Raw genomic sequence first — 20,689 nt, forward strand, 5'->3', positions numbered from 1 at the left:
CCGAGTCAGGCGGTGCGCTCGTCGAGGGCGGTGAGAATCCGGCTGGTCACCTCGTCGACGTCCCCGGTCCCGTCGACCTGCACGAGCAGACCCCGCTCGCGGTACAGGTCGGTCAGCGGCGCCGTCTGCTCGGCGTAGACCTCCAGCCGCCGCCGGATGACGTCCTCGGTGTCGTCGCTGCGGCCCTCGGTGACCGCCCGCTTGCGCAGCCGGCTGACGACCTCCTCGGTGTCGGCGACGACGAGCTCGAGGACGGCGTCCAGCCGGTGGCCGTCCGCGGCGAGCACCCGGTCGAGCTCGACGACCTGAGCGGCCGTGCGCGGGTAGCCGTCCAGCAGGAACCCGCCGGAGCAGTCCGCCTGGGTGAGCCGGTCGGCGACCATCCGGTTGGTCACCGAGTCGGGCACGTACTCCCCGGCCTCCATGTAGGACTGCGCCTCGCGGCCGAGCTCGGTCCCCTGGGCGACGTTGGAGCGGAAGATGTCGCCGGTGGAGACGGCGGGCACGCCGAGCCGCTCGGAGAGCCGCTGGGCCTGGGTGCCCTTGCCGGCTCCGGGGGGACCGAGCAGGACCAGGCGCGTCATCGCAGGAACCCTTCGTAGTGTCGCTGCTGCAGCTGCGACTCGATCTGCTTCACCGTCTCCAGTCCGACGCCGACGACGATGAGGATCGACACGCCACCGAACGGGAAGTTCTGGTTCGCCCCGACGAGGACCAGGGCGATGATCGGGATCAGCGCGACCAGGCCGAGGTACAGCGCTCCGGCCAGCGTGATCCGGGTGAGGATGTAGTCGAGGTACTCCGCCGTGGGTCGTCCGGCGCGGATGCCGGGGATGAACCCGCCCACGCGCTTGATGTTGTCCGCGACCTCGTCGGGGTTGAACGTGATCGACACGTAGAAGTACGTGAAGAACACGATCAGCAGGAAGTAGCTGATGATGTAGACCGGGTGGTCGCCGGTGACGAACGTGTTCGTCACCCAGACCACCCAGTCCGCCGTCGGGTCGTTGAACTGCGCGACGAGCGCCGGCAGGTACAGCAGGGACGAGGCGAAGATGACGGGGATGACGCCGGCCATGTTCACCTTGATCGGGATGTAGGTGCTCGTGCCGCCGTACATGCGGCGGCCGACCATCCGCTTGGCGTACTGCACCGGAACCCGGCGCTGGGACTGCTCGACGAAGACCACGAGCGTGAGGATGACGAGCCCGACGGCGACGACCAGCGTCATCACGTCGTAGCCGCGAGCCTGGCCGATCGCCCAGATCGAGCCCGGGAAGGTCGCCGCGATCGAGGTGAAGATGAGCATCGACATGCCGTTGCCGATGCCCTTCTCGGTGATGAGCTCACCGAGCCACATGATCAGGCCGGTGCCCGCGGTCATCGTGATCACCATGAGCAGCATGGTCATCGCCGAGTCGTTCGGGATGACGTTCTGGCAGGACGCCGGGGCACCGGAGCCGGCGACGCCGAACAGGTTGCCGGAGCGCGCGACGGCCACGTACGTGGTGGACTGCAGCACGGCCAGCGCGATCGTCAGGTACCGCGTGTACTGCGTCAGCTTGGCGGTGCCCTGCTGCCCCTCCTTGTGCAGCTCCTCGAAACGCGGGATGACGACCCGCAGGAGCTGCACGATGATGCTCGCGGTGATGTACGGCATGATCCCCAGCGCGAACACCGACAGCTGCAGGAGCGCTCCGCCGCTGAACAGGTTGACCATGCCGAGCAGGTCGTTGGTCTGGTCCAGGCCGCCGATGCAGTCCTGGACGTTCGGGTAGCTCACACCGGGGGTCGGGACGAAGGACCCGAGCCGGAACAGGGCCATGATCCCCATCGTGAACAGCAGCTTGCGCCGCAGGTCGGGCGTCTTGAACGCCCGCGCGAATGCGCTGAGCACAGGTCCTCCAGGTGCGCGGCGTGCGCAGGGGCGTCGGGGCGTCGCCGTCGGTGGCGGGTGCGCCGAGACTATCGCGGACGGGTGGGGGTGCTGCAGGGTGCCGGACGTGCGTCGGCCGCGGCGCCCGGGGTGACAGCCCGAACGGCGGTCACCCGGGCGGCGCGGCCGACGGGCACCAGCGTGACCTCAGAGCTCGGTGACCGAGCCTCCGGCGGCGGTGATCTTCTCCTTGGCGGACGCCGAGAACTTGTGGGCGCTCACCTCGAGGGCCACCGCGAGGTCACCGGTGCCGAGCACCTTGACCTTCTGGCCCTTGCGGACGGCCCCGGCCTCGACGAGCTCGGCGACGCCGACGGTCCCGCCCTGCGGGAACAGCTCGGCGAGCCGGCCGGTGTTGACCACCTGGTACTCGGTCCGGAACGGGTTGCTGAACCCGCGCAGCTTGGGCAGCCGCATGTGCAACGGCATCTGCCCACCCTCGAAGGCGGCGGACACCTGGTAGCGGGCCTTGGTGCCCTTGGTGCCCCGGCCGGCGGTCTTGCCCTTGCTGGCCTCACCCCGGCCGACCCGGGTCTTCGCGGTCCGGGACCCCGGAGCCGGGCGCAGGTGGTGCACCTTCAGCGCACCACCGTGCCCCTCGGCACGGACGTTGTCAGCGCTGTTGGGCGCCATGTCAGTCGACCTCCTCGACGGTGACGAGGTGCGCCACGGCAGCGACCATGCCCCGGATCTCCGGGCGGTCCTCCTTGACCACGGCGTCACCGATGCGCTTGAGGCCCAGGGACCGGAGGGTGTCGCGCTGGTTCTGCTTGCCCCCGATCTCCGAGCGGATCTGCACGACCTTGAGCCTGGCCATCAGGCACCGACCCCGGCAGCACGGGCCCGCAGCAGGGCGGCGGGCGCGACGTCCTCGATCGGCAGGCCGCGACGCGCGGCCACCTCCTCGGGGCGCTCGAGGCCGCGCAGGGCGGCCACGGTCGCGTGGACGATGTTGATCGCGTTGTCCGAGCCGAGGGACTTGCTCAGCACGTCGTGGATGCCGGCGCACTCCAGCACGGCCCGCACCGGGCCCCCGGCGATGACGCCGGTACCGGGCGACGCCGGGCGCAGCAGCACGACCCCGGCAGCCGCCTCGCCGGTGATCGGGTGCGGGATCGTGCCCTGGATCCGGGGGACCTTGAAGAAGTTCTTCTTGGCCTCCTCCACGCCCTTGGCGATCGCGGCCGGCACCTCCTTCGCCTTGCCGTAGCCGACGCCGACGGTGCCGTCGCCGTCACCGACGACGACGAGTGCGGTGAAGCTGAAGCGGCGGCCGCCCTTGACGACCTTGGCGACGCGGTTGATGGTCACCACGCGCTCGACGTACTGGGTCTTGTCCCGGTCGTCGCCGCGACGGTTGTCGCGGTCGCGCCGGTCACGGCGCTCGCCGCCACCGGCGGCGCCGCTGCTGCCCCTGCGCTGGGGTCCAGCCATGGGAAACGTCCTTCTCTCTCGCTGCTTCGCGGTCGCGTGCTTTACAGGGCGAGCCCGGCGGACCGGGCGCCCTCGGCGACGGCCGCGACGCGGCCGTGGTAGCGGTTGCCGCCGCGGTCGAAGACCACGGCCTCGATGCCGGCCGCCTTGGCCCGCTGCGCCACGAGCTCGCCGACCCGGCGCGCCTTGGCCGTCTTGTCGCCGTCCAGCCCGCGCAGGTCCGCCTCCATGGTGGAGGCCGAGGCCAGCGTGTGGCCGCGCTCGTCGTCCACGACCTGCACGAAGACGTGCCGGGTCGAGCGGTTGACGACCAGCCGCGGCCGCACCGCGGTGCCGGCGACCTTCTTGCGGACGCGCAGCTGACGACGGCTGCGGGCGACCCGCGTGCCCTTGCCCTTGATACCGATCGCCATCGCTACTTACCAGCCTTTCCGACCTTGCGGCGGATCTGCTCCCCGGCGTACCGGACGCCCTTGCCCTTGTACGGGTCCGGACGACGCAGCTTGCGGATGTTCGCGGCCACCTCACCGACGGCCTGCTTGTCGATGCCGGAGACCGAGAACCTCGTCGGGGACTCCACCGCGAAGGTGACGCCCTCCGGCGGGGTGACGAGGACCGGGTGGCTGAAGCCGAGGGCGAACTCGAGGTTCGAGCCCTTGGCGGTCACCCGGTAACCGGTGCCGACGATCTCGAGCTTCTTCTCGTAGCCCTCGGTCACGCCGGTCACCATGTTGGCGATCAGCGTCCGGGTCAGGCCGTGCAGCGAGCGGGACTCGCGGCTGTCGTCGGGACGGGTGACGGTCACGGCACCGTCCTCGCCGCGGTTCACCTCGATGGGGGCTGCCACGGTGTGGCTCAGCGTCCCCTTGGGGCCCTTGACGTTCACGGTGCGGCCGTCGATCGTCACGTCGACGCCGGACGGGACCGGGACGGGCTGCCTGCCGATGCGGGACATGCTCTTGTCTCCTCCCGTCTCACCAGACGTAGGCGAGGACTTCCCCGCCCACGCCCTGCTTGGCTGCCTGTCGGTCGGTGAGCAGCCCGGACGACGTCGAGATGATCGCGACGCCGAGGCCACCCAGGACGCGGGGCAGGTTGGTCGACTTGGCGTACACCCGCAGACCGGGCTTGCTCACCCGGCGGATGCCGGCGATGGACCGCTCGCGGTTGGGGCCGAACTTGAGCTCGACGACGAGCTTCTTGCCCACCTCGGCGTCCTCGACCTTCCAGCCGGCGATGTACCCCTCGGCCTGGAGGATCTCGGCGATCCGGGACTTCAGCTTGCTGTACGGCATGCTCACCGTGTCGTGGTACGCCGCGTTGGCGTTCCGCACGCGGGTCAGCATGTCCGCGATCGGGTCGGTCATGGTCATCGGGCTCTCCGCCCTTCCTCACCGTGGTATCCCCGCTCCGGCGGACCGGGGACCTGCGATGTCGTGGTTACCAGCTGCTCTTCGTGACGCCGGGGAGCTCCCCGGCGTGGGCCATCTCGCGCAAACACACGCGGCACAGCCCGAACTTGCGGTACACGGAGTGCGGACGACCGCACCGCTGGCACCGGGTGTAGGCGCGCACCTCGTACTTCGGCTTGCGCGCGGCCTTGGCGATCAGCGCCTTCTTGGCCATCTCAGTCCTCCTTGAAGGGGAAGCCGAGCCGGCGCAGCAGGGCACGCCCCTCGTCGTCCGTCGTGGCTGTCGTGACGACCGTGATGTCCATGCCGCGGACACGGTCGACGCGGTCCTGGTCGATCTCGTGGAACATCGACTGCTCGGTGAGACCGAAGGTGTAGTTGCCGTGGCCGTCGAACTGCTTGGGCGACAGCCCGCGGAAGTCACGGATGCGCGGCAGGGCGATCGACAGCAGCCGGTCGAGGAACTCCCACATCCGGTCCCCGCGCAGCGTCGTGTGGGCCCCGATCGGCATGCCCTCGCGCAGCTTGAACTGGGCGATCGACTTGCGGGCCCTGGTCACCGCCGGCTTCTGGCCGGTGATGGTGGCGAGGTCGCGCACGGCACCCTCGATGAGCTTGGCGTCGCGGGCGGCGTCACCGACACCCATGTTGACGACGACCTTGACCAGGCCGGGGACCTGCATGACGTTCTGGTAGGAGAACTCCTCCCGCAGGGCCGGCACGATCTCGTCGCGGTAGCGGGCCCGCAGGCGGGGGCCTGCGTAGTCGGTCGCGGTGGTGGTCTGGGTCATCTCAGATGTCCTTACCGGAGCGCTTGGCGACCCGGACGCGCACGGTGCGCTCACGGCCGTCGCGCTCGGTCGTCTCGGTGCGGTAGCCGACCCGGGTGGGCTTCTTCGTCTCCGGGTCGACGAGCATCACGTTGCTGATGTGCAGCGGCGCCTCGTGGGTCTCGATCCCGCCGGTGCGGCCACCGCGGCCGGTGCTGCCGACCTTGCGGTGCTTCTTGACCCGGTTGACGCCCTCGACGACCACCCGCTGGGTGTCGGGGAACACCGCGATGACCTTGCCCTGCTTGCCGCGGTCACCGCCGTTGGCCTGCGAGGCCCCGGTGATCACCTGGACGAGGTCGCCCTTCTTGATCTTGAGCTTCGCCATGGTCAGAGCACCTCCGGCGCCAGCGAGATGATCTTCATGAACTTCTTGTCCCGCAGCTCACGGCCGACGGGGCCGAAGATGCGGGTGCCGCGCGGGTCCCCGTCCGCCCGCAGGATGACCGCGGCGTTCTCGTCGAACTTGATGTACGACCCGTCCGGGCGGCGGCGCTCCTTGCGGGTGCGCACGACCACGGCCTTGACGACGTCGCCCTTCTTGACGTTGCCGCCGGGAATGGCGTCCTTGACGGTCGCCACGATGACGTCGCCGATGCCGGCGTAGCGGCGCCCGGAGCCGCCGAGAACGCGGATGCAGAGGATCTCCTTGGCACCCGTGTTGTCGGCGACCTTCAGCCGCGACTCCTGCTGGATCACTGTCGAACTCCTGTCGTCACGTCGGTTCTCTCTTCGAGCCTGACGGAACCTGGTGGGTGGACTACTTGGCCTTCTCGAGGACCTCGACGAGGCGCCAGCGCTTCGTCGCGGACAGCGGTCGGGTCTCCATGATCAGGACGAGGTCGCCGGTGCCGGCGGTGTTCTGCTCGTCGTGGACCTTGACCTTGTTGGTGCGCCGCATGACCTTGCCGTAGAGCGGGTGCTTCACCCGGTCCTCGACAGCGACCACGACGGTCTTGTCCATCTTGTCGCTGACGACGTAGCCGCGACGGACCTTCCGGTTGCCGCGCTGCCCGGTCTGCCCGGTCTGCCCGGTCTGCCCGGCCTGCCCGGTCTGCCCGGTCTGCTCGGTCTGCTTGTCCATGCTCTCCTGCTCGCTCACTGCTCGCTCCCGCCCTCGGCCTCGATCTCGCCGATGCCGAGCTCGCGCTCGCGCATGACCGTGTAGATGCGGGCGATGTCGCGCCGGACGGCCTTGAGCCGCCCGTGGCTCTCCAGCTGGCCGGTGGCCGACTGGAAGCGGAGGTTGAACAGCTCCTCCTTCGCCTTGCGCAGCTCCTCGGCCAGGCGCTCGTCCTCGAACGTGCGCAGGTCGGCCGGGGTGAGGTCCTTGGAACCGACTGCCATCACTGATCACCACCCTCGCGCCGCACGAAGCGGCACTTCATGGGGAGCTTGTGCATCGCCAGGCGCATCGCCTCGCGTGCCACCGGCTCCGGGACGCCGGACAGCTCGAACATCACCCGGCCGGGCTTGACGTTGGCCACCCACCACTCCGGGGAGCCCTTGCCGGAGCCCATCCGGGTCTCGGCCGGCTTCTTGGTCAGCGGCCGGTCGGGGTAGATGTTGATCCAGACCTTCCCGCCGCGCTTGATGTAGCGGGTCATCGCGATTCGGGCGGACTCGATCTGCCGGTTCGTGACGTAGGCCGGCTCCAGCGCCTGGATGCCGTAGTCACCGAACGCGACGGTCGTCCCGCCCTTGGCAGCCCCGGACCGCTTGGGGTGGTGCTGCTTGCGGTGCTTGAGTCGACGGGGGACGAGCACGTCAGCCCTCCGATCCGGTCGTGGCGGCGGCCTCGGCCGGGGCGCCGCCGGTGGCGGCACCCGCAGTGGCCGGACGGCGTCCGCGCTGGGGGCGGTCACTCCGCGGGCCCCGGGGGGCGCGCGGACCGGCGGCGGCGGCCTGCTGCTGCGCGAGCTCGCGCTGCGTCATGTCGCCCTTGTAGATCCAGACCTTCACGCCGATCCGGCCGAAGGTGGTGCGCGCCTCGTAGAAGCCGTAGTCGATGTTCGCGCGCAGCGTGTGCAGCGGCACCCGGCCCTCGCGGTAGAACTCCGAGCGGCTCATCTCGGCGCCGCCGAGCCGGCCGGAGCACTGCACCCGGACGCCCTTGGCGCCGGCGCGCAGCGCGGTCTGCATCCCCTTGCGCATCGCGCGCCGGAAGGACACCCGGCTGGACAGCTGCTCGGCGATGCCCTGGGCGACGAGCTGGGCGTCGGTCTCGGGGTTCTTCACCTCGAGGATGTTGAGCTGCACCTGCTTGCCGGTGAGCTTCTCCAGCTCCCCGCGCAGCCGGTCGGCCTCCGCGCCACGGCGCCCGATCACGATGCCGGGGCGGGCGGTGTGGATGTCGACGCGGACCCGGTCACGGGTGCGCTCGATCTCCACCTTGGCGATGCCCGCACGCTCCATACCGGTGGACATGAGCCGGCGGATGGCGACGTCCTCCTTGACGTAGTCGCGGTACCGCTGACCGGGCTTGGTGCTGTCGGCGAACCAGCGCGACCGGTGGTCGGTGGTGATGCCGAGCCGGAACCCGTTGGGGTTGATCTTCTGGCCCACTAGGAGTTCCTCCCTGTGTCGGTCCTGCGCGCGTCGGGGCGCGGGCCCACGACCACGGTGATGTGGCTGGTGCGCTTGTTGATCCGGAACGCGCGACCCTGCGCCCGCGGGCGGAACCGCTTCATCGTCGGACCCTCGTCCACGAACGCCGCCCGGACGACGAGCTCACGCTCGTCGAACGGCTCGCTGGCGCGGTCGGCCTTGACCCGGGCGTTGGCGATCGCGCTCTCCACGACCTTGCGCACCGGCTCGCTCGCCGCCTGCGGCGCGAACCGCAGCACCGACACGGCCTCGCCGGCCTGGCGGCCCCGGATGAGGTCCACGACGCGCCGAGCCTTCTGGGGCGTGACGCGGACGTACCGCGCCTGCGCCTTGGCTTCCATCGCTGTCCTGCCTTCTCGTCTCTAGAAGATTCGTCGCGTCAGCGACTGTGGCTGGTGCGCCGTCACCGGCTGTGGCTGGTGCGCCGTCACCGGCGACGGGCCTTGCGGTCGTCCTTCTCGTGGCCGCGGAACGTCCGCGTGGGCGCGAACTCCCCGAGCTTGTGGCCGACCATCGCCTCGGTGATGAACACCGGCACGTGCTTGCGGCCGTCGTGCACGGCGATCGTGTGGCCGAGCATGTCCGGCACGATCATCGAGCGCCGGGACCAGGTCCGGATGACGTTCTTGGTCCCCTTGCTGTTCTGCTCGTCCACCTTCTTCATGAGGTGGTCGTCGACGAAGGGGCCCTTCTTCAGGCTGCGAGGCATGGTGTCGGGCTCCTATCAGCGCTTCTTGCCGGTGCGGCGGCGACGGACGATCTGGCGGTCACTGGCCTTGTTGGCCTGGCGGGTGCGGCCCTCGGGCTGGCCCCAGGGGCTGACCGGGTGGCGACCACCCGAGGTCTTGCCCTCACCACCACCGTGCGGGTGGTCGATCGGGTTCATCGCGACACCGCGGACGGTCGGGCGCTTGCCCTTCCAGCGCATCCGTCCGGCCTTGCCCCAGTTGATGTTGGACTGCTCGGCGTTGCCGACCTCGCCGACGGTGGCGCGGCAGCGGACGTCGACGTTGCGGATCTCCCCCGACGGCATCCGCAGCTGGGCGTTCGGCCCCTCCTTGGCGACGAGCTGCACCGAGGTGCCGGCCGAGCGGGCGATCTTCGCCCCGCCGCCGGGGCGCAGCTCGATCGCGTGCACGACGGTGCCGACCGGGATGTTGCGCAGCGGCAGGTTGTTCCCCGGCTTGATGTCCGCACCCGGCCCGTTCTCGACGAGGTCCCCCTGGCGCAGTCGGTGCGGCGCGAGGATGTACCGCTTCGTACCGTCCGCGTAGTGCAGCAGCGCGATCCGGGCGGTGCGGTTCGGGTCGTACTCGATGTGCGCGACCTTGGCCGGCACGCCGTCCTTGTCGGCCCGACGGAAGTCGATGACCCGGTAGGCGCGCTTGTGCCCACCACCCTGGTGCCGGGTGGTGATCCGGCCGCTGCTGTTGCGGCCGCCCTTCTTGGTCAGGGGACGGACCAGCGACTTCTCCGGCTCCGACCGGGTGACCTCGACGAAGTCGGCGACGCTGGAGCCACGGCGGCCCGGCGTCGTCGGCTTGTACTTGCGGATTCCCATGGTGAGTCAGTCCTCGATGTGCTCGGACGTCGGCCCGGTCAGGAGACCGGTCCTCCGAAGATGTCGATGGTGCCCTCGCGCAGCGTGACGATCGCGCGCTTGGTGTCCTTGCGCTTGCCGGTCCCGAACCGGGTGCGACGGCGCTTGCCCTCACGGTTGGCGGTGTTGACCGACGCCACCTTGACGCCGAAGACCTTCTCGACCGCGAGCTTGATCTGGGTCTTGTTGGCCCGGGGGTCGACGAGGAAGGTGTACTTGCCCTCGTCGAGCAGCCCGTACGACTTCTCGGACACGACCGGCGCGATGAGGATGTCGCGGGGGTCGCGGTAGTGGCTGGCTGCGGTGGTCACTTGGCCTCCTCCTCGGACGTCCCGGCCGCCTCGGCTGCCTCGGACTCGGTGGCGACGGCCTTGGCGGACCGTCCGGTCACCGGCCCGGCGAGGAACGCGTCGAGCGCGCCGGTGGTGAACACGACGTCGTCGGAGCACAGCACGTCGTAGGTGTTGAGCTGGTCCGCGACGAGCAGGTGCACGCCGTCGACGTTGCGCAGGCTCTTCCAGGTGACCTCGTCGTCGCGCTCCAGCACGACGAGCACGTTGCGCCGGGAGCTCACCGCGGCCAGCGCCTGGACCGCGGCCCGGGTGGAGGGGGTGTCGCCGTCCACCAGGGCGCTGACGACGTGCACCCGGCCGTGCCGGGCCCGGTCGGACAGGGCGCCCCGCAGGGCGGCGGCCTTCATCTTCTTCGGGGTGCGCTGGGTGTAGTCGCGCGGCGTCGGCCCGTGCACGGTGCCACCGCCGGCGAACTGCGGCGCGCGCAGCGAACCCTGCCGCGCCCGGCCGGTGCCCTTCTGCCGGTAGGGCTTGCGCCCCCCGCCGCGCACCTCACCGCGGGACCTGGTGTCGTGCGTGCCCTGGCGGGCGGCGGCCAGCTGACCGACGACGACCTGGTGGATCAGCGGCACGTTGGTCTGGACGTCGAACACCTCGGCGGGCAGCTCGCGCGTGCCCACCGTGGCACCCGAGGCGTCCCGGACGTCGACGGCGGTGCCGGTCTGGTCGGTGGGAGCCATCGTCACGCCTCCTCGGGCGCGGCCTTCGCCGCGGTCTTGACGAGCACGACGCCTCCGCGGGGGCCAGGGACCGCGCCCTTGACGAGCAGCAGCCCCTTGTCCGCGTCGACCGCGTGCACGGTCAGGTTCTGGGTGGTCTGACGCTCGTTGCCCATCCGGCCGGCCATCCGCAGGCCCTTGAAGACGCGGCCGGGGGTGGATGCGCCGCCGATCGAGCCGGGCTTGCGGTGGTTGCGGTGGGCACCGTGCGAGGCGCCGACGCCGGCGAAGCCGTGCCGCTTCATCACGCCGGCCGTGCCCTTGCCCTTCGTCGTGCCCACGACGTCGACGCTCTGGCCGGCGGTGAACACCTCCGCGGTCAGCTCCTGGCCGGCGGAGTACTCCGCGGCGTCGGAGGTGCGCAGCTCGACGAGGTGGCGGCGGGGGGTCACGCCGGCCTTCTCGAAGTGCCCGGTGAGCGGCTTGGTCACCTTGCGCGGGTCGATCGCCCCGAAGGCCAGCTGAACGGCGCTGTAGCCGTCGACCTCCGGCGTGCGGACCTGCGTCACCACGCAGGGACCGGCCTGGATCACGGTGACCGGCACCAGCCGGCCGTCGGCGTCCCAGACCTGGGTCATCCCCAGCTTGGTGCCGAGCAGGCCGGTGACACGCCTTGTCGTCTCGGTAGTCATGGCGCTGCAGTCCCTCAGAGCTTGATCTCGATGTTCACGTCAGCCGGCAGGTCGAGCCGCATGAGCGAGTCGACGGCCTTCGGCGTGGGATCGATGATGTCGATGAGCCGCTTGTGCGTCCGCATCTCGAAGTGCTCGCGGCTGTCCTTGTACTTGTGGGGCGACCGGATGACGCAGTACACGTTCTTCTCGGTCGGGAGCGGCACCGGCCCCACGACTGTCGCCCCGGCCCGGGTCACCGTGTCGACGATCTTGCGCGCCGAGCTGTCGATGACCTCGTGGTCGTAGGACTTGAGCCGGATGCGGATCTTCTGTCCCGCCATGGCGTCGTCTGACTCTCTCTCGTCGTCCCGCTTCTGTCCCGGGCCGGTCCGACCCCCGAGGTCGGGCGTGTCGCGGTGTCTGACCGCGTCCCGCCCGGCACGCTGACGTGCCCTTGACTCTCGTGGTTGTCGGACCGCTTGGTCCCGGACGCCGCCGCGGTGGTCCCCGCCGGGACGCACCTTCCGGTGCGCACCGCCGGGCGCCGGCCCGCGCCGAGCAACCTGTCTAGTGTGCCAGAGGCCGTGACCCTTTGGCCAATCCGGCCTCTGACGTGGCCGGGCCCGGGCACACGCTGCGTACCCGGGCCCGCCCCCGTGACGTCAGAACGTCACTTGAGGATCTTCGTCACCTGGCCGGCGCCGACGGTGCGGCCGCCCTCGCGGATGGCGAAGCGCAGGCCCTCCTCCATCGCGATCGGCTGGATCAGCTGAACCGTCATCTCGGTGTTGTCACCGGGCATGACCATCTCGGTGCCCTCGGGCAGCTGGATGACGCCGGTGACGTCGGTCGTCCGGAAGTAGAACTGCGGACGGTAGTTCGAGTAGAACGGGTTGTGCCGGCCACCCTCGTCCTTGCCGAGGATGTAGACCCGCGCCTCGAACTCGGTGTGCGGGGTGATCGAGCCCGGCTTGCAGACGACCTGGCCGCGCTCCACCTCCTCGCGCTTGGTACCGCGCAGCAGCAGACCGACGTTCTCGCCCGCACGGGCCTCGTCGAGCAGCTTGCGGAACATCTCCACGCCGGTGACCGTCGTCTTCAACGACTTCTCCTTGATGCCGACGATCTCCACCTCCTCGTTGACGCGGAGGACACCGCGCTCGACGCGGCCGGTGACGACCGTGCCGCGGCCGGTGATGGTGAAGACGTCCTCGACCGGCATGAGGAACGGCTTGTCGACGTCGCGCTCCGGCTCCGGGATGGCGGTGTCGACGGCGTCCATGAGCTCCATGAGCTTCGCGGACCACTCCGGGTCGCCCTCGAGCGCCTTGAGCGCCGAGACGCGCACCACCGGGACGTCGTCACCCGGGAACTCGTACTGCGACAGCAGCTCCCGGACCTCCATCTCGACGAGCTCGAGGATCTCCTCGTCGTCGACCATGTCCGCCTTGTTCAGCGCCACGACGATGTACGGCACGCCGACCTGGCGGGCCAGCAGCACGTGCTCCTTGGTCTGCGGCATCGGGCCGTCGGTCGCAGCGACCACGAGGATGGCCCCGTCCATCTGCGCGGCACCCGTGATCATGTTCTTGATGTAGTCCGCGTGACCCGGGCAGTCGACGTGCGCGTAGTGCCGCGACTCGGTCTGGTACTCGATGTGCGCGATGGAGATGGTGATGCCGCGCTGCTTCTCCTCCGGCGCCTTGTCGATCTCGTCGAACGGCGTGAAGGGGTTCAGGTCCGGGTACTTGTCGTGCAGCACCTTGCTGATAGCTGCCGTCAGCGTCGTCTTGCCGTGGTCGATGTGACCAATGGTGCCGATGTTGACGTGCGGCTTAGTCCGCTCGAACTTCGCCTTCGCCACTGGGGGTCCTCCTCAGGACTTGTCGTGTACGCCGTCCGGTGTGGTGCCGGCGCGTGAGTTTACGGCCCCGACGACCGGGTTCGGCCGCCGGGAGGGTGCTACTCGCCTCGGACCTTCTTGACGATCTCCTCGGCGACGTTCCGCGGAACCTCCGCGTAGGAGTCGAACTGCATCGTGTACATCGCCCGGCCCTGGGTCTTGGACCGCAGGTCGCCGACGTACCCGAACATCTCCGACAGCGGCACCAGCGCGCGCACGACCTTGGCGCCGCTGATGTCCTCCATGGCCTGGATGTGGCCACGGCGGGAGTTGAGGTCGCCGATGACGTCGCCCATGTACTCCTCGGGCGTGCGCACCTCGACGGACATCACCGGCTCGAGAAGAACCGGGTCGGCCCGCTTGACGGCCTCCTTGAGGACCATGGAGCCCGCGATCTTGAACGCCATCTCCGAGGAGTCGACGTCGTGGTAGGCGCCGTCCAGCAACGTCGCCTTGATCCCGACGAGCGGGTAGCCCGCGACGACACCGAGCTGCATCGCGTCCTGGATGCCGGCGTCCACGCTGGGGATGTACTCCCGGGGCACGCGACCGCCGGTGACCTTGTTCTCGAACTCGTAGGTCACGCCCTCGGCGGTGTCCAGCGGCTCGATGGTGACCTGCACCTTCGCGTACTGCCCGGAACCGCCGGTCTGCTTCTTGTGGGTGTAGTCGACCTTCTCCACCTTGCGGCGGATCGTCTCCCGGTAGGCGACCTGCGGCTTGCCCACGTTCGCCTCGACCTTGAACTCCCGGCGCATCCGGTCCACCAGGATGTCGAGGTGCAGCTCGCCCATGCCGCCGATGACGGTCTGACCGGTCTCCTCGTCCAGCCGGACGGAGAACGTCGGGTCCTCCTCGGCCAGCTTCTGGATGGCGGTGGACAGCTTCTCCTGGTCGCCCTTGGTCTTGGGCTCGATGGCCACGTGGATGACCGGCTCGGGGAAGCTCATCGACTCCAGGACGATCTGGTCGGCCGGGTCGCAGAGCGTGTCCCCGGTCGTCGTGTCCTTGAGCCCGATGACGGCGTAGATGTGCCCCGCCGTCGCCTCCTCGACCGGGTTCTCCTTGTTGGCGTGCATCTGGAAGAGCTTGCCGATCCGCTCCTTCTTGCCCTTGGTGGAGTTCACCACCTGCGCACCGGAGGCGACCTTGCCGGAGTACACCCGCAGGTACGTCAGCCGACCGAAGAACGGGTGCGAGACGACCTTGAACGCCAGCCCGGCGAAGGGGGCCTTCGCGCTCGGCTCGCGCGTGACGACTGCCTCCTCGTCGCCGGGCTTGTGGCCCTGGACCGGCGGCACGTCCAGCGGCGAGGGCAGGTAGTCGACGACGGCGTCGAGCATGGGCTGCACGCCCTTGTTCTTGAACGCCGAGCCGCACAGCACCGGGTAGACCTCGCTGGCGATCGTCAGCCGGCGGATGGCCCCCTTGATCTCCTCGGGGGTCAGCTCCTCACCGCCGAGGTACTTGTCGAGCAGCTCCTCGTCGGACTCCGCCACGGTCTCCACGAGCTGCTGGCGGTACTCCGCGACGATCTCCCGGAGGTCCTCGGGGACCTCCTCGATCTCGTAGTCCTGGCCCATCTGCACATCGCCGCGCCAGGTCAGGGCGCGGTTGTAGACGAGGTCGACGACACCCTGGAAGCTGCTCTCGGAGCCGATCGGCACCTGGAGCACCAGGGGCTTGGCGCCCAGGCGCTCGACGATCGTCCGGACGGTGAAGAAGAAGTCCGCGCCCAGCTTGTCCATCTTGTTGACGAAGCAGATCCGCGGGACGTCGTACTTGTCCGCCTGCCGCCACACGGTCTCGGACTGCGGCTCCACGCCCTCCTTGCCGTCGAAGACGGCGACCGCGCCGTCGAGCACGCGCAGCGACCGCTCGACCTCGACGGTGAAGTCGACGTGGCCGGGCGTGTCGATGATGTTGATCTGGTTGCCCTCCCAGAAGCACGTCGTCGCGGCCGACGTGATGGTGATGCCGCGCTCCTGCTCCTGCTCCATCCAGTCCATCGTGGCGGAGCCGTCGTGGGTCTCACCGATCTTGTAGTTGATCCCGGTGTAGAACAGGATCCGCTCGGTGGTGGTGGTCTTGCCGGCGTCGATGTGCGCCATGATGCCGATGTTGCGGACCTTCTTGAGGTCCGTCAGCACGTCGAGTGCCACGGGTGTGTCTCGCCTCGTCTCGGAGTCGTCCGGGGGGCCGGGGGGCGCCGGCTTGCCGGGCGGCGGCGTGGAGCCGCCGCGCGGCGTCACCAGCGGTAGTGCGCGAAGGCCTTGTTGGACTCGGCCATCTTGTGGGTGTCCTCGCGCCGCTTCACCGCGGCACCGAGGCCGTTGCTCGCGTCGAGGATCTCGTTCATGAGCCGCTCGGTCATCGTCTTCTCCCGACGCTGACGGGCGTAGCCGACGAGCCAGCGCAGGGCGAGCGTCGTCGAGCGGCCGGCCCGGACCTCGACGGGCACCTGGTAGGTCGCGCCGCCGACCCGGCGGGAGCGGACCTCCAGGGCCGGCTTCACGTTGTCCAGGGCGCGCTTCAGAGCTATCACCGGGTCCTGGCCGGTCTTCTCCCGGCAGCCTTCGAGGGCGCCGTAGACGATGCGCTCGGCGGTCGACTTCTTGCCGTCCATCAGCACCTTGTTGACCAGCTGGGTGACCAGCGGGGAGCCGTAGACCGGGTCCACGACGAGCGGCCGCTTGGGGGCCGGGCCCTTGCGGGGCATCAGCTCTTCTCCTTCTTCGCGCCGTAACGGCTCCGGGCCTGCTTGCGACCCTTGACGCCCTGGGTGTCGAGCGAGCCGCGGATGATCTTGTAGCGGACGCCGGGCAGGTCCTTCACCCGGCCGCCGCGCACGAGCACGATGGAGTGCTCCTGGAGGTTGTGCCCCACGCCCGGGATGTAGGCGGTGACCTCGATCCCGCTCGACAGGCGCACGCGCGCGACCTTGCGCAGCGCCGAGTTCGGCTTCTTCGGGGTGGTCGTGTACACGCGGGTGCACACGCCGCGCCGCTGGGGGCTCCCCTTGAGGGCCGGGGTCTTCTGCTTCCCGACCTTGTCCTGGCGGCCCTTGCGGACCAGCTGCTGGATCGTGGGCACCGATGTGTCTCCGTGTCGTGTCGTGGGTGGTTCTGGGTCGTGCGGTGCGGTTCCTGCGGGCCGCGCCGGGCTCGACTCTCCCGGACCGCGTCCGCCGGCCCGACCCCCGCGCTCGGGCGTGTCGTCCGTGCGTCGCCCGGACGAGGGCAGGGCGCACGTGTCGGCCCGGACCGGTTGGTCAGCCTACCCGGGGCCGGTGAGCACGGTCAAAACGGCACCGGCCACCGGTCCGGCGTCCGTGGGCCCCGCCGCGCGGCGGGGCCCACGGACGGGGGCGCTCAGCGGTCGTAGCCGCCGAGGTCGTACTCCTCCAGCGGGACGGCCTGGCCCGAGCCGCCGCCGAAGTGCCCGTAGTCCACCTCGTCGTAGCCGGGCATCGCGTACATGGCCGCCTTGGCCTCCTCGGTCGGCTCCACCCGGACGTTGCGGTAGCGGGTCAGCCCCGTGCCGGCCGGGATCAGCTTGCCGATGATCACGTTCTCCTTGAGGCCGAGCAGCGGGTCGCTGCGCCCGTGCAGGGCGGCCTCGGTGAGCACGCGGGTGGTCTCCTGGAAGGAGGCCGCCGACAGCCACGACTCCGTGGCCAGCGACGCCTTCGTGATGCCCATGAGCTCCGGGCGGCCTGCTGCGGGCTGACCACCCTCGGCGACCACCCGCCGGTTCTCCTCCTCGAAGCGCGAGCGCTCGACGAGCTCACCGGGGAGCAGGTTGGAGTCCCCGGAGTCGATGATCGTCACCCGGCGGAGCATCTGCCGGACGATGACCTCGATGTGCTTGTCGTGGATGCCGACGCCCTGGCTGCGGTAGACCTCCTGCACCTCGTCGACGAGGTGCTTCTGCACCGCGCGCGGTCCGAGGATGCGCAGGACCTGCTTGGGGTCGACGGACCCGGCCACGAGCTGCTGGCCGACTGCGACGTGGTCGCCGTCCTCGACCAGCAGCCGAGCCCGGCGGGCCAGCGGGTAGGCCACCTCCTCGGACCCGTCGTCCGGGGTGATGACGAGCCGCCGGGTGCGCTCGGTGTCGTCGACCTGCACCCGGCCGGCGACCTCGGCGATCGGGGCCACGCCCTTGGGGGTGCGGGCCTCGAACAGCTCGGCGACACGCGGCAGGCCGTGGGTGATGTCGCCGCCCTCGGAGGCCACCCCACCGACGTGGAAGGTCCGCATCGTCAGCTGCGTGCCCGGCTCACCGATGGACTGGGCCGAGATGATGCCGACCGCCTCCCCGATGTCGACGAGCTTGCCGGTGGCCAGCGAGCGGCCGTAGCAGCGGGCGCAGGTGCCCACCCGCGACTCGCAGGTCAGCACCGAGCGGACCTTGACCTCGGTCACCCCCCGGCCGACGAGCTCGTCGATGAGGACGTCGCCGACGTCCGCGCCCGCCGCCGCCACGACCTCGCCGTCGACGACCACGTCGGAGGCCAGCGTCCGGGCGTACACCGTCGACTCCACGGTGTCGGACTTGCGCAGGACGCCGTCGGGGCCCTCGGTCGCGATGGTGTAGACGAGGCCGCGGTCGGTACCGCAGTCCTCCTCGCGGACGATGACGTCCTGGGAGACGTCGACGAGGCGCCGGGTGAGGTAGCCCGAGTCGGCGGTCCGCAGCGCGGTGTCGGCCAGACCCTTGCGGGCGCCGTGGCTGGAGATGAAGTACTCCAGCACGGAGAGCCCGTCACGGAAGGAGGACTTCACCGGCCGCGGGATGATCTCGCCCTTGGGGTTGGCGACCAGGCCCTTGATGCCGGCGATCTGCCGCATCTGCATCCAGTTGCCCCGGGCGCCGGAGGACACCATCCGGAAGATGGAGTTCGTGGGCGGGATGTGGGTCTCCAGGTCCCGGGCCACCTCGTTCGTCGCCTGGGTCCAGATCTCGATGAGCTCCTGGCGGCGCTCGTCGTCGGTGATCAGACCCATCTCGTACTGCTGCTGGACCTTCTCGGCCTTCGCCTCGTAGGACTCCAGGATCTCCTGCTTGTGCGGCGGCGGGACGACGTCCGAGATCGAGATCGTCGAGCCGGACCGGGTCGCCCAGTGGAACCCCAGGGTCTTGAGCGCGTCAAGGGACGCCGCCACCTGGACCTTCGGGTAGCGCTCCGCGAGCTCGTTGACGATGCCGGAGAGCACCTTCTTGTCGACGACGACGTTGACGAAGGGGTACCCCTCCGGGAGGGTCTCGTTGAACAGCGCCCGGCCGAGCGTCGTCTCGATGTCGATCGGCGCCGGGAACTCCCAGCCGTCGGGGATCTTCGTGCCGGGCGGGGGCAGCTCGCCCTCGAGCCGGATCCGCACCGTGGCGTTGACCGCCAGCTCGCCGGCGTCGAAGGCCATCAGCGCCTCGGCGACGGACGAGAACGACCGGCCCTCCCCGACGGCACCCTCGTGCTCCGAGGTGAGGTGGTACAGGCCGATGATCATGTCCTGGGTGGGCATGGTGACCGGACGGCCGTCGGCGGGCTTGAGGATGTTGTTGCTCGACAGCATGAGGATCCGCGCCTCGGCCTGCGCCTCGGCCGACAGCGGCAGGTGCACGGCCATCTGGTCCCCGTCGAAGTCCGCGTTGAACGCGGTGCACACGAGCGGGTGGATCTGGATCGCCTTGCCCTCGACGAGCTGCGGCTCGAAGGCCTGGATGCCGAGGCGGTGCAGCGTCGGCGCCCGGTTGAGCAGCACCGGGTGCTCGGTGATGACCTCCTCCAGCACGTCCCAGACGACCGGTCGTGCGCGCTCCACCATCCGCTTGGCGGACTTGATGTTCTGCGCGTGGTTGAGGTCGACGAGCCGCTTCATGACGAACGGCTTGAACAGCTCCAGGGCCATCTGCTTGGGCAGGCCGCACTGGTGCAGCTTGAGCTGGGGGCCGACGACGATGACCGAGCGGCCGGAGTAGTCGACCCGCTTACCGAGCAGGTTCTGACGGAAGCGGCCCTGCTTGCCCTTGAGCATGTCGGACAGCGACTTCAGCGGGCGGTTGCCGGGGCCGGTGACCGGCCGGCCTCGACGGCCGTTGTCGAACAGCGAGTCCACGGCCTCCTGCAGCATCCGCTTCTCGTTGTTGACGATGATCTCCGGCGCGCCGAGGTCGAGGAGCCGCTTGAGCCGGTTGTTCCGGTTGATGACCCGGCGGTACAGGTCGTTGAGGTCCGAGGTGGCGAACCGGCCACCGTCGAGCTGCACCATCGGGCGCAGGTCCGGCGGGATGACCGGGACGGCGTCCAGGACCATGCCCAGCGGGGAGTTGGTGGTGGTGAGAAACGCCGAGACGACCTTGAGCCGCTTGAGGGCGCGGGTCTTGCGCTGGCCCTTGCCGTTGGCGATGATCTCGCGCAGCCGCTCGGCCTCGGCCTCGAGGTCGAAGGACTCCAGCCGCTTCTGGATCGCGGCCGCGCCCATCCCGCCCTCGAAGTACAGGCCGTACCGGTCACGCAGCTCGCGGTAGAGCACCTCGTCGCCCTCGAGGTCGGCGACCTTGAGGTTGACGAAGCGGTCCCAGACCTGGTCGAGCCGCTCGATCTCGGCGTCGGCGCGACGGCGGATCTGGTTCATCTCCCGCTCGGCGGACTCCCGGACCTTGCGCCGGGCGTCGCTCTTGGCACCCTCGGCCTCGAGCTCGGCGAGGTCGGCCTCGAGCCGCTGGGCCCGGGCCTCGACGTCGGCGTCGCGCCGGTCGGCGATCTCCTTCTTCTCCACCTCGATCTGGGCCTGCAGCGAGGACTGGTCGCGGTGGCGACCCTCCTCGTCCACCCACGTGATCATGTAGGCGGCGAAGTAGATGACCTTCTCGAGGTCCTTCGGCGCCAGGTCGAGCAGGTAGCCGAGCCGGCTCGGCACGCCCTTGAAGTACCAGATGTGGGTGACCGGGGCGGCGAGCTCGATGTGGCCCATCCGCTCACGGCGAACCTTGGCGCGGGTCACCTCGACGCCGCAGCGCTCGCAGATGATGCCCTTGAAGCGGACCCGCTTGTACTTGCCGCAGTAGCACTCCCAGTCCCGGGTGGGACCGAAGATCTTCTCGCAGAAGAGCCCGTCCTTCTCCGGCTTGAGGGTGCGGTAGTTGATCGTCTCGGGCTTCTTCACCTCGCCGTGCGACCACTGGCGGATGTCATCGGCGGTAGCGAGGCCGATGCGTAGCTCGTCGAAGAAGTTGACGTCGAGCACGTGTGTCCTTCTCTCGTGTCTGAGGTCTTGC

At 69.8% G+C, this 20,689-nt stretch carries 27 protein-coding genes and 1 pseudogene; all 28 read right to left on the minus strand.

The window, feature by feature from the left end; genetic code table 11:
* Positions 1 to 5 precede the first annotated feature (5 nt).
* Positions 6 to 584 (minus strand): adenylate kinase, encoded by a 579-nt coding sequence (locus ACFP6A_RS00715; RefSeq protein ID WP_379600809.1) that lies wholly within the window; start codon positions 582 to 584, stop codon positions 6 to 8.
* Positions 581 to 1,897, minus strand: coding sequence for a preprotein translocase subunit SecY (gene secY, locus ACFP6A_RS00720; RefSeq protein WP_379600811.1), 1,317 nt, complete (start codon positions 1,895 to 1,897; stop codon positions 581 to 583). The genes ACFP6A_RS00715 and secY overlap by 4 nt, the downstream gene beginning before the upstream one ends.
* Positions 1,898 to 2,083: 186 nt before the next feature.
* Positions 2,084 to 2,569 (minus strand): 50S ribosomal protein L15, encoded by a 486-nt coding sequence (gene rplO, locus ACFP6A_RS00725; RefSeq protein ID WP_379600813.1) that lies wholly within the window; start codon positions 2,567 to 2,569, stop codon positions 2,084 to 2,086.
* Between the two features lies 1 nt (position 2,570).
* Positions 2,571 to 2,753: a 50S ribosomal protein L30 gene (gene rpmD / locus ACFP6A_RS00730; RefSeq protein WP_379600814.1), complete on the minus strand. Its 183-nt coding sequence runs from the start codon at positions 2,751 to 2,753 to the stop codon at positions 2,571 to 2,573.
* Complete coding sequence (gene rpsE, locus ACFP6A_RS00735) at positions 2,753 to 3,370, minus strand: 30S ribosomal protein S5 (RefSeq protein ID WP_379600816.1); 618 nt, start codon at positions 3,368 to 3,370, stop codon at positions 2,753 to 2,755. Before rpsE ends, rpmD begins: the two co-directional genes overlap by 1 nt.
* A 41-nt stretch (positions 3,371 to 3,411) precedes the next feature.
* Positions 3,412 to 3,783, minus strand: coding sequence for a 50S ribosomal protein L18 (gene rplR, locus ACFP6A_RS00740; protein WP_379600818.1), 372 nt, complete (start codon positions 3,781 to 3,783; stop codon positions 3,412 to 3,414).
* 2 nt (positions 3,784 to 3,785) lie between these two features.
* Positions 3,786 to 4,325, minus strand: a complete 540-nt coding sequence (gene rplF, locus ACFP6A_RS00745) for a 50S ribosomal protein L6 (RefSeq protein ID WP_379600819.1) — start codon at positions 4,323 to 4,325, stop codon at positions 3,786 to 3,788.
* 19 nt (positions 4,326 to 4,344) lie between these two features.
* On the minus strand, positions 4,345 to 4,743 hold the full coding sequence (rpsH, locus tag ACFP6A_RS00750) for a 30S ribosomal protein S8 (RefSeq protein WP_379600820.1): 399 nt from the start codon (positions 4,741 to 4,743) through the stop codon (positions 4,345 to 4,347).
* Positions 4,744 to 4,810: 67 nt separating this feature from the next.
* Complete coding sequence (locus ACFP6A_RS00755) at positions 4,811 to 4,996, minus strand: type Z 30S ribosomal protein S14 (protein WP_379600821.1); 186 nt, start codon at positions 4,994 to 4,996, stop codon at positions 4,811 to 4,813.
* Between the two features lies 1 nt (position 4,997).
* A complete protein-coding gene (gene rplE, locus ACFP6A_RS00760; protein ID WP_379600822.1) occupies positions 4,998 to 5,573 on the minus strand; it encodes a 50S ribosomal protein L5 in 576 nt (191 codons plus the stop codon).
* Between the two features lies 1 nt (position 5,574).
* A complete protein-coding gene (gene rplX, locus ACFP6A_RS00765; protein WP_379600823.1) occupies positions 5,575 to 5,940 on the minus strand; it encodes a 50S ribosomal protein L24 in 366 nt (121 codons plus the stop codon).
* 2 nt (positions 5,941 to 5,942) lie between these two features.
* Positions 5,943 to 6,311, minus strand: coding sequence for a 50S ribosomal protein L14 (rplN, locus tag ACFP6A_RS00770; protein WP_379600824.1), 369 nt, complete (start codon positions 6,309 to 6,311; stop codon positions 5,943 to 5,945).
* A gap of 61 nt (positions 6,312 to 6,372) precedes the next feature.
* Positions 6,373 to 6,714, minus strand: a complete 342-nt coding sequence (gene rpsQ, locus ACFP6A_RS00775) for a 30S ribosomal protein S17 (RefSeq protein WP_379600826.1) — start codon at positions 6,712 to 6,714, stop codon at positions 6,373 to 6,375.
* Between the two features lie 32 nt (positions 6,715 to 6,746).
* Positions 6,747 to 6,959, minus strand: a pseudogene (gene rpmC / locus ACFP6A_RS00780) (50S ribosomal protein L29); the annotation flags it as partial.
* Entirely contained in the window at positions 6,959 to 7,378 is a 420-nt protein-coding gene (rplP, locus tag ACFP6A_RS00785; RefSeq protein ID WP_379600828.1) for a 50S ribosomal protein L16, read from the minus strand. The pseudogene rpmC and the gene rplP, both read right to left, overlap by 1 nt.
* A gap of 1 nt (position 7,379) precedes the next feature.
* Positions 7,380 to 8,177 (minus strand): 30S ribosomal protein S3, encoded by a 798-nt coding sequence (rpsC, locus tag ACFP6A_RS00790; protein ID WP_379600830.1) that lies wholly within the window; start codon positions 8,175 to 8,177, stop codon positions 7,380 to 7,382.
* Positions 8,177 to 8,560 (minus strand): 50S ribosomal protein L22, encoded by a 384-nt coding sequence (rplV, locus tag ACFP6A_RS00795; RefSeq protein ID WP_379600832.1) that lies wholly within the window; start codon positions 8,558 to 8,560, stop codon positions 8,177 to 8,179. Before rplV ends, rpsC begins: the two co-directional genes overlap by 1 nt.
* 86 nt (positions 8,561 to 8,646) lie before the next feature.
* Positions 8,647 to 8,928: a 30S ribosomal protein S19 gene (gene rpsS / locus ACFP6A_RS00800; protein ID WP_379600834.1), complete on the minus strand. Its 282-nt coding sequence runs from the start codon at positions 8,926 to 8,928 to the stop codon at positions 8,647 to 8,649.
* A 15-nt stretch (positions 8,929 to 8,943) separates the two neighbouring features.
* Positions 8,944 to 9,780, minus strand: coding sequence for a 50S ribosomal protein L2 (gene rplB, locus ACFP6A_RS00805; RefSeq protein ID WP_379600836.1), 837 nt, complete (start codon positions 9,778 to 9,780; stop codon positions 8,944 to 8,946).
* Between the two features lie 38 nt (positions 9,781 to 9,818).
* On the minus strand, positions 9,819 to 10,130 hold the full coding sequence (gene rplW / locus ACFP6A_RS00810; protein WP_379600838.1) for a 50S ribosomal protein L23: 312 nt from the start codon (positions 10,128 to 10,130) through the stop codon (positions 9,819 to 9,821).
* Complete coding sequence (rplD, locus tag ACFP6A_RS00815) at positions 10,127 to 10,852, minus strand: 50S ribosomal protein L4 (protein ID WP_379600840.1); 726 nt, start codon at positions 10,850 to 10,852, stop codon at positions 10,127 to 10,129. Before rplD ends, rplW begins: the two co-directional genes overlap by 4 nt.
* A 2-nt stretch (positions 10,853 to 10,854) precedes the next feature.
* Positions 10,855 to 11,523, minus strand: coding sequence for a 50S ribosomal protein L3 (rplC, locus tag ACFP6A_RS00820; RefSeq protein WP_379600841.1), 669 nt, complete (start codon positions 11,521 to 11,523; stop codon positions 10,855 to 10,857).
* A gap of 14 nt (positions 11,524 to 11,537) precedes the next feature.
* On the minus strand, positions 11,538 to 11,846 hold the full coding sequence (gene rpsJ, locus ACFP6A_RS00825) for a 30S ribosomal protein S10 (RefSeq protein WP_056675697.1): 309 nt from the start codon (positions 11,844 to 11,846) through the stop codon (positions 11,538 to 11,540).
* Between the two features lie 329 nt (positions 11,847 to 12,175).
* Positions 12,176 to 13,369, minus strand: a complete 1,194-nt coding sequence (gene tuf / locus ACFP6A_RS00830; protein WP_379600843.1) for an elongation factor Tu — start codon at positions 13,367 to 13,369, stop codon at positions 12,176 to 12,178.
* 98 nt (positions 13,370 to 13,467) lie between these two features.
* Positions 13,468 to 15,570 carry an elongation factor G gene (gene fusA, locus ACFP6A_RS00835; RefSeq protein WP_379600844.1) on the minus strand — a complete coding sequence of 701 codons (2,103 nt, stop codon included), beginning with the start codon at positions 15,568 to 15,570 and terminating at the stop codon, positions 13,468 to 13,470.
* An 86-nt stretch (positions 15,571 to 15,656) separates the two neighbouring features.
* Positions 15,657 to 16,127, minus strand: coding sequence for a 30S ribosomal protein S7 (rpsG, locus tag ACFP6A_RS00840; protein ID WP_379600846.1), 471 nt, complete (start codon positions 16,125 to 16,127; stop codon positions 15,657 to 15,659).
* Positions 16,127 to 16,501 (minus strand): 30S ribosomal protein S12, encoded by a 375-nt coding sequence (gene rpsL, locus ACFP6A_RS00845; protein ID WP_379600848.1) that lies wholly within the window; start codon positions 16,499 to 16,501, stop codon positions 16,127 to 16,129. Before rpsL ends, rpsG begins: the two co-directional genes overlap by 1 nt.
* Positions 16,502 to 16,779: 278 nt before the next feature.
* On the minus strand, positions 16,780 to 20,658 hold the full coding sequence (locus tag ACFP6A_RS00850) for a DNA-directed RNA polymerase subunit beta' (protein ID WP_379600849.1): 3,879 nt from the start codon (positions 20,656 to 20,658) through the stop codon (positions 16,780 to 16,782).
* Positions 20,659 to 20,689: the final 31 nt, after the last annotated feature.

Source organism: Quadrisphaera sp. GCM10027208 (genome assembly GCF_042658805.1).
GTDB lineage: Bacteria > Actinomycetota > Actinomycetes > Actinomycetales > SCSIO-59966 > SCSIO-59966.

Excerpts from the sequence above, each read along its gene's own strand:
- rpsG (WP_379600846.1), bottom strand. The coding sequence starts at position 16,127 with ATGCCCCGCAAGGGCCCGGCCCCCAAGCGGCCGCTCGTCGTGGACCCG.
- rpmD (WP_379600814.1), bottom strand. The coding sequence starts at position 2,753 with ATGGCCAGGCTCAAGGTCGTGCAGATCCGCTCGGAGATCGGGGGCAAG.
- rpsE (WP_379600816.1), bottom strand. The coding sequence starts at position 3,370 with ATGGCTGGACCCCAGCGCAGGGGCAGCAGCGGCGCCGCCGGTGGCGGC.
- rpsJ (WP_056675697.1), bottom strand. The coding sequence starts at position 11,846 with ATGGCGGGACAGAAGATCCGCATCCGGCTCAAGTCCTACGACCACGAG.
- rpsH (WP_379600820.1), bottom strand. The coding sequence starts at position 4,743 with ATGACCATGACCGACCCGATCGCGGACATGCTGACCCGCGTGCGGAAC.
- rplB (WP_379600836.1), bottom strand. The coding sequence starts at position 9,780 with ATGGGAATCCGCAAGTACAAGCCGACGACGCCGGGCCGCCGTGGCTCC.
- rplF (WP_379600819.1), bottom strand. The coding sequence starts at position 4,325 with ATGTCCCGCATCGGCAGGCAGCCCGTCCCGGTCCCGTCCGGCGTCGAC.
- ACFP6A_RS00715 (WP_379600809.1), bottom strand. The coding sequence starts at position 584 with ATGACGCGCCTGGTCCTGCTCGGTCCCCCCGGAGCCGGCAAGGGCACC.
- ACFP6A_RS00755 (WP_379600821.1), bottom strand. The coding sequence starts at position 4,996 with ATGGCCAAGAAGGCGCTGATCGCCAAGGCCGCGCGCAAGCCGAAGTAC.
- rplV (WP_379600832.1), bottom strand. The coding sequence starts at position 8,560 with ATGGAAGCCAAGGCGCAGGCGCGGTACGTCCGCGTCACGCCCCAGAAG.
- rplO (WP_379600813.1), bottom strand. The coding sequence starts at position 2,569 with ATGGCGCCCAACAGCGCTGACAACGTCCGTGCCGAGGGGCACGGTGGT.
- rplC (WP_379600841.1), bottom strand. The coding sequence starts at position 11,523 with ATGACTACCGAGACGACAAGGCGTGTCACCGGCCTGCTCGGCACCAAG.
- rplD (WP_379600840.1), bottom strand. The coding sequence starts at position 10,852 with ATGGCTCCCACCGACCAGACCGGCACCGCCGTCGACGTCCGGGACGCC.
- rplE (WP_379600822.1), bottom strand. The coding sequence starts at position 5,573 with ATGACCCAGACCACCACCGCGACCGACTACGCAGGCCCCCGCCTGCGG.
- rplX (WP_379600823.1), bottom strand. The coding sequence starts at position 5,940 with ATGGCGAAGCTCAAGATCAAGAAGGGCGACCTCGTCCAGGTGATCACC.
- rplR (WP_379600818.1), bottom strand. The coding sequence starts at position 3,783 with ATGGCGATCGGTATCAAGGGCAAGGGCACGCGGGTCGCCCGCAGCCGT.
- rpsS (WP_379600834.1), bottom strand. The coding sequence starts at position 8,928 with ATGCCTCGCAGCCTGAAGAAGGGCCCCTTCGTCGACGACCACCTCATG.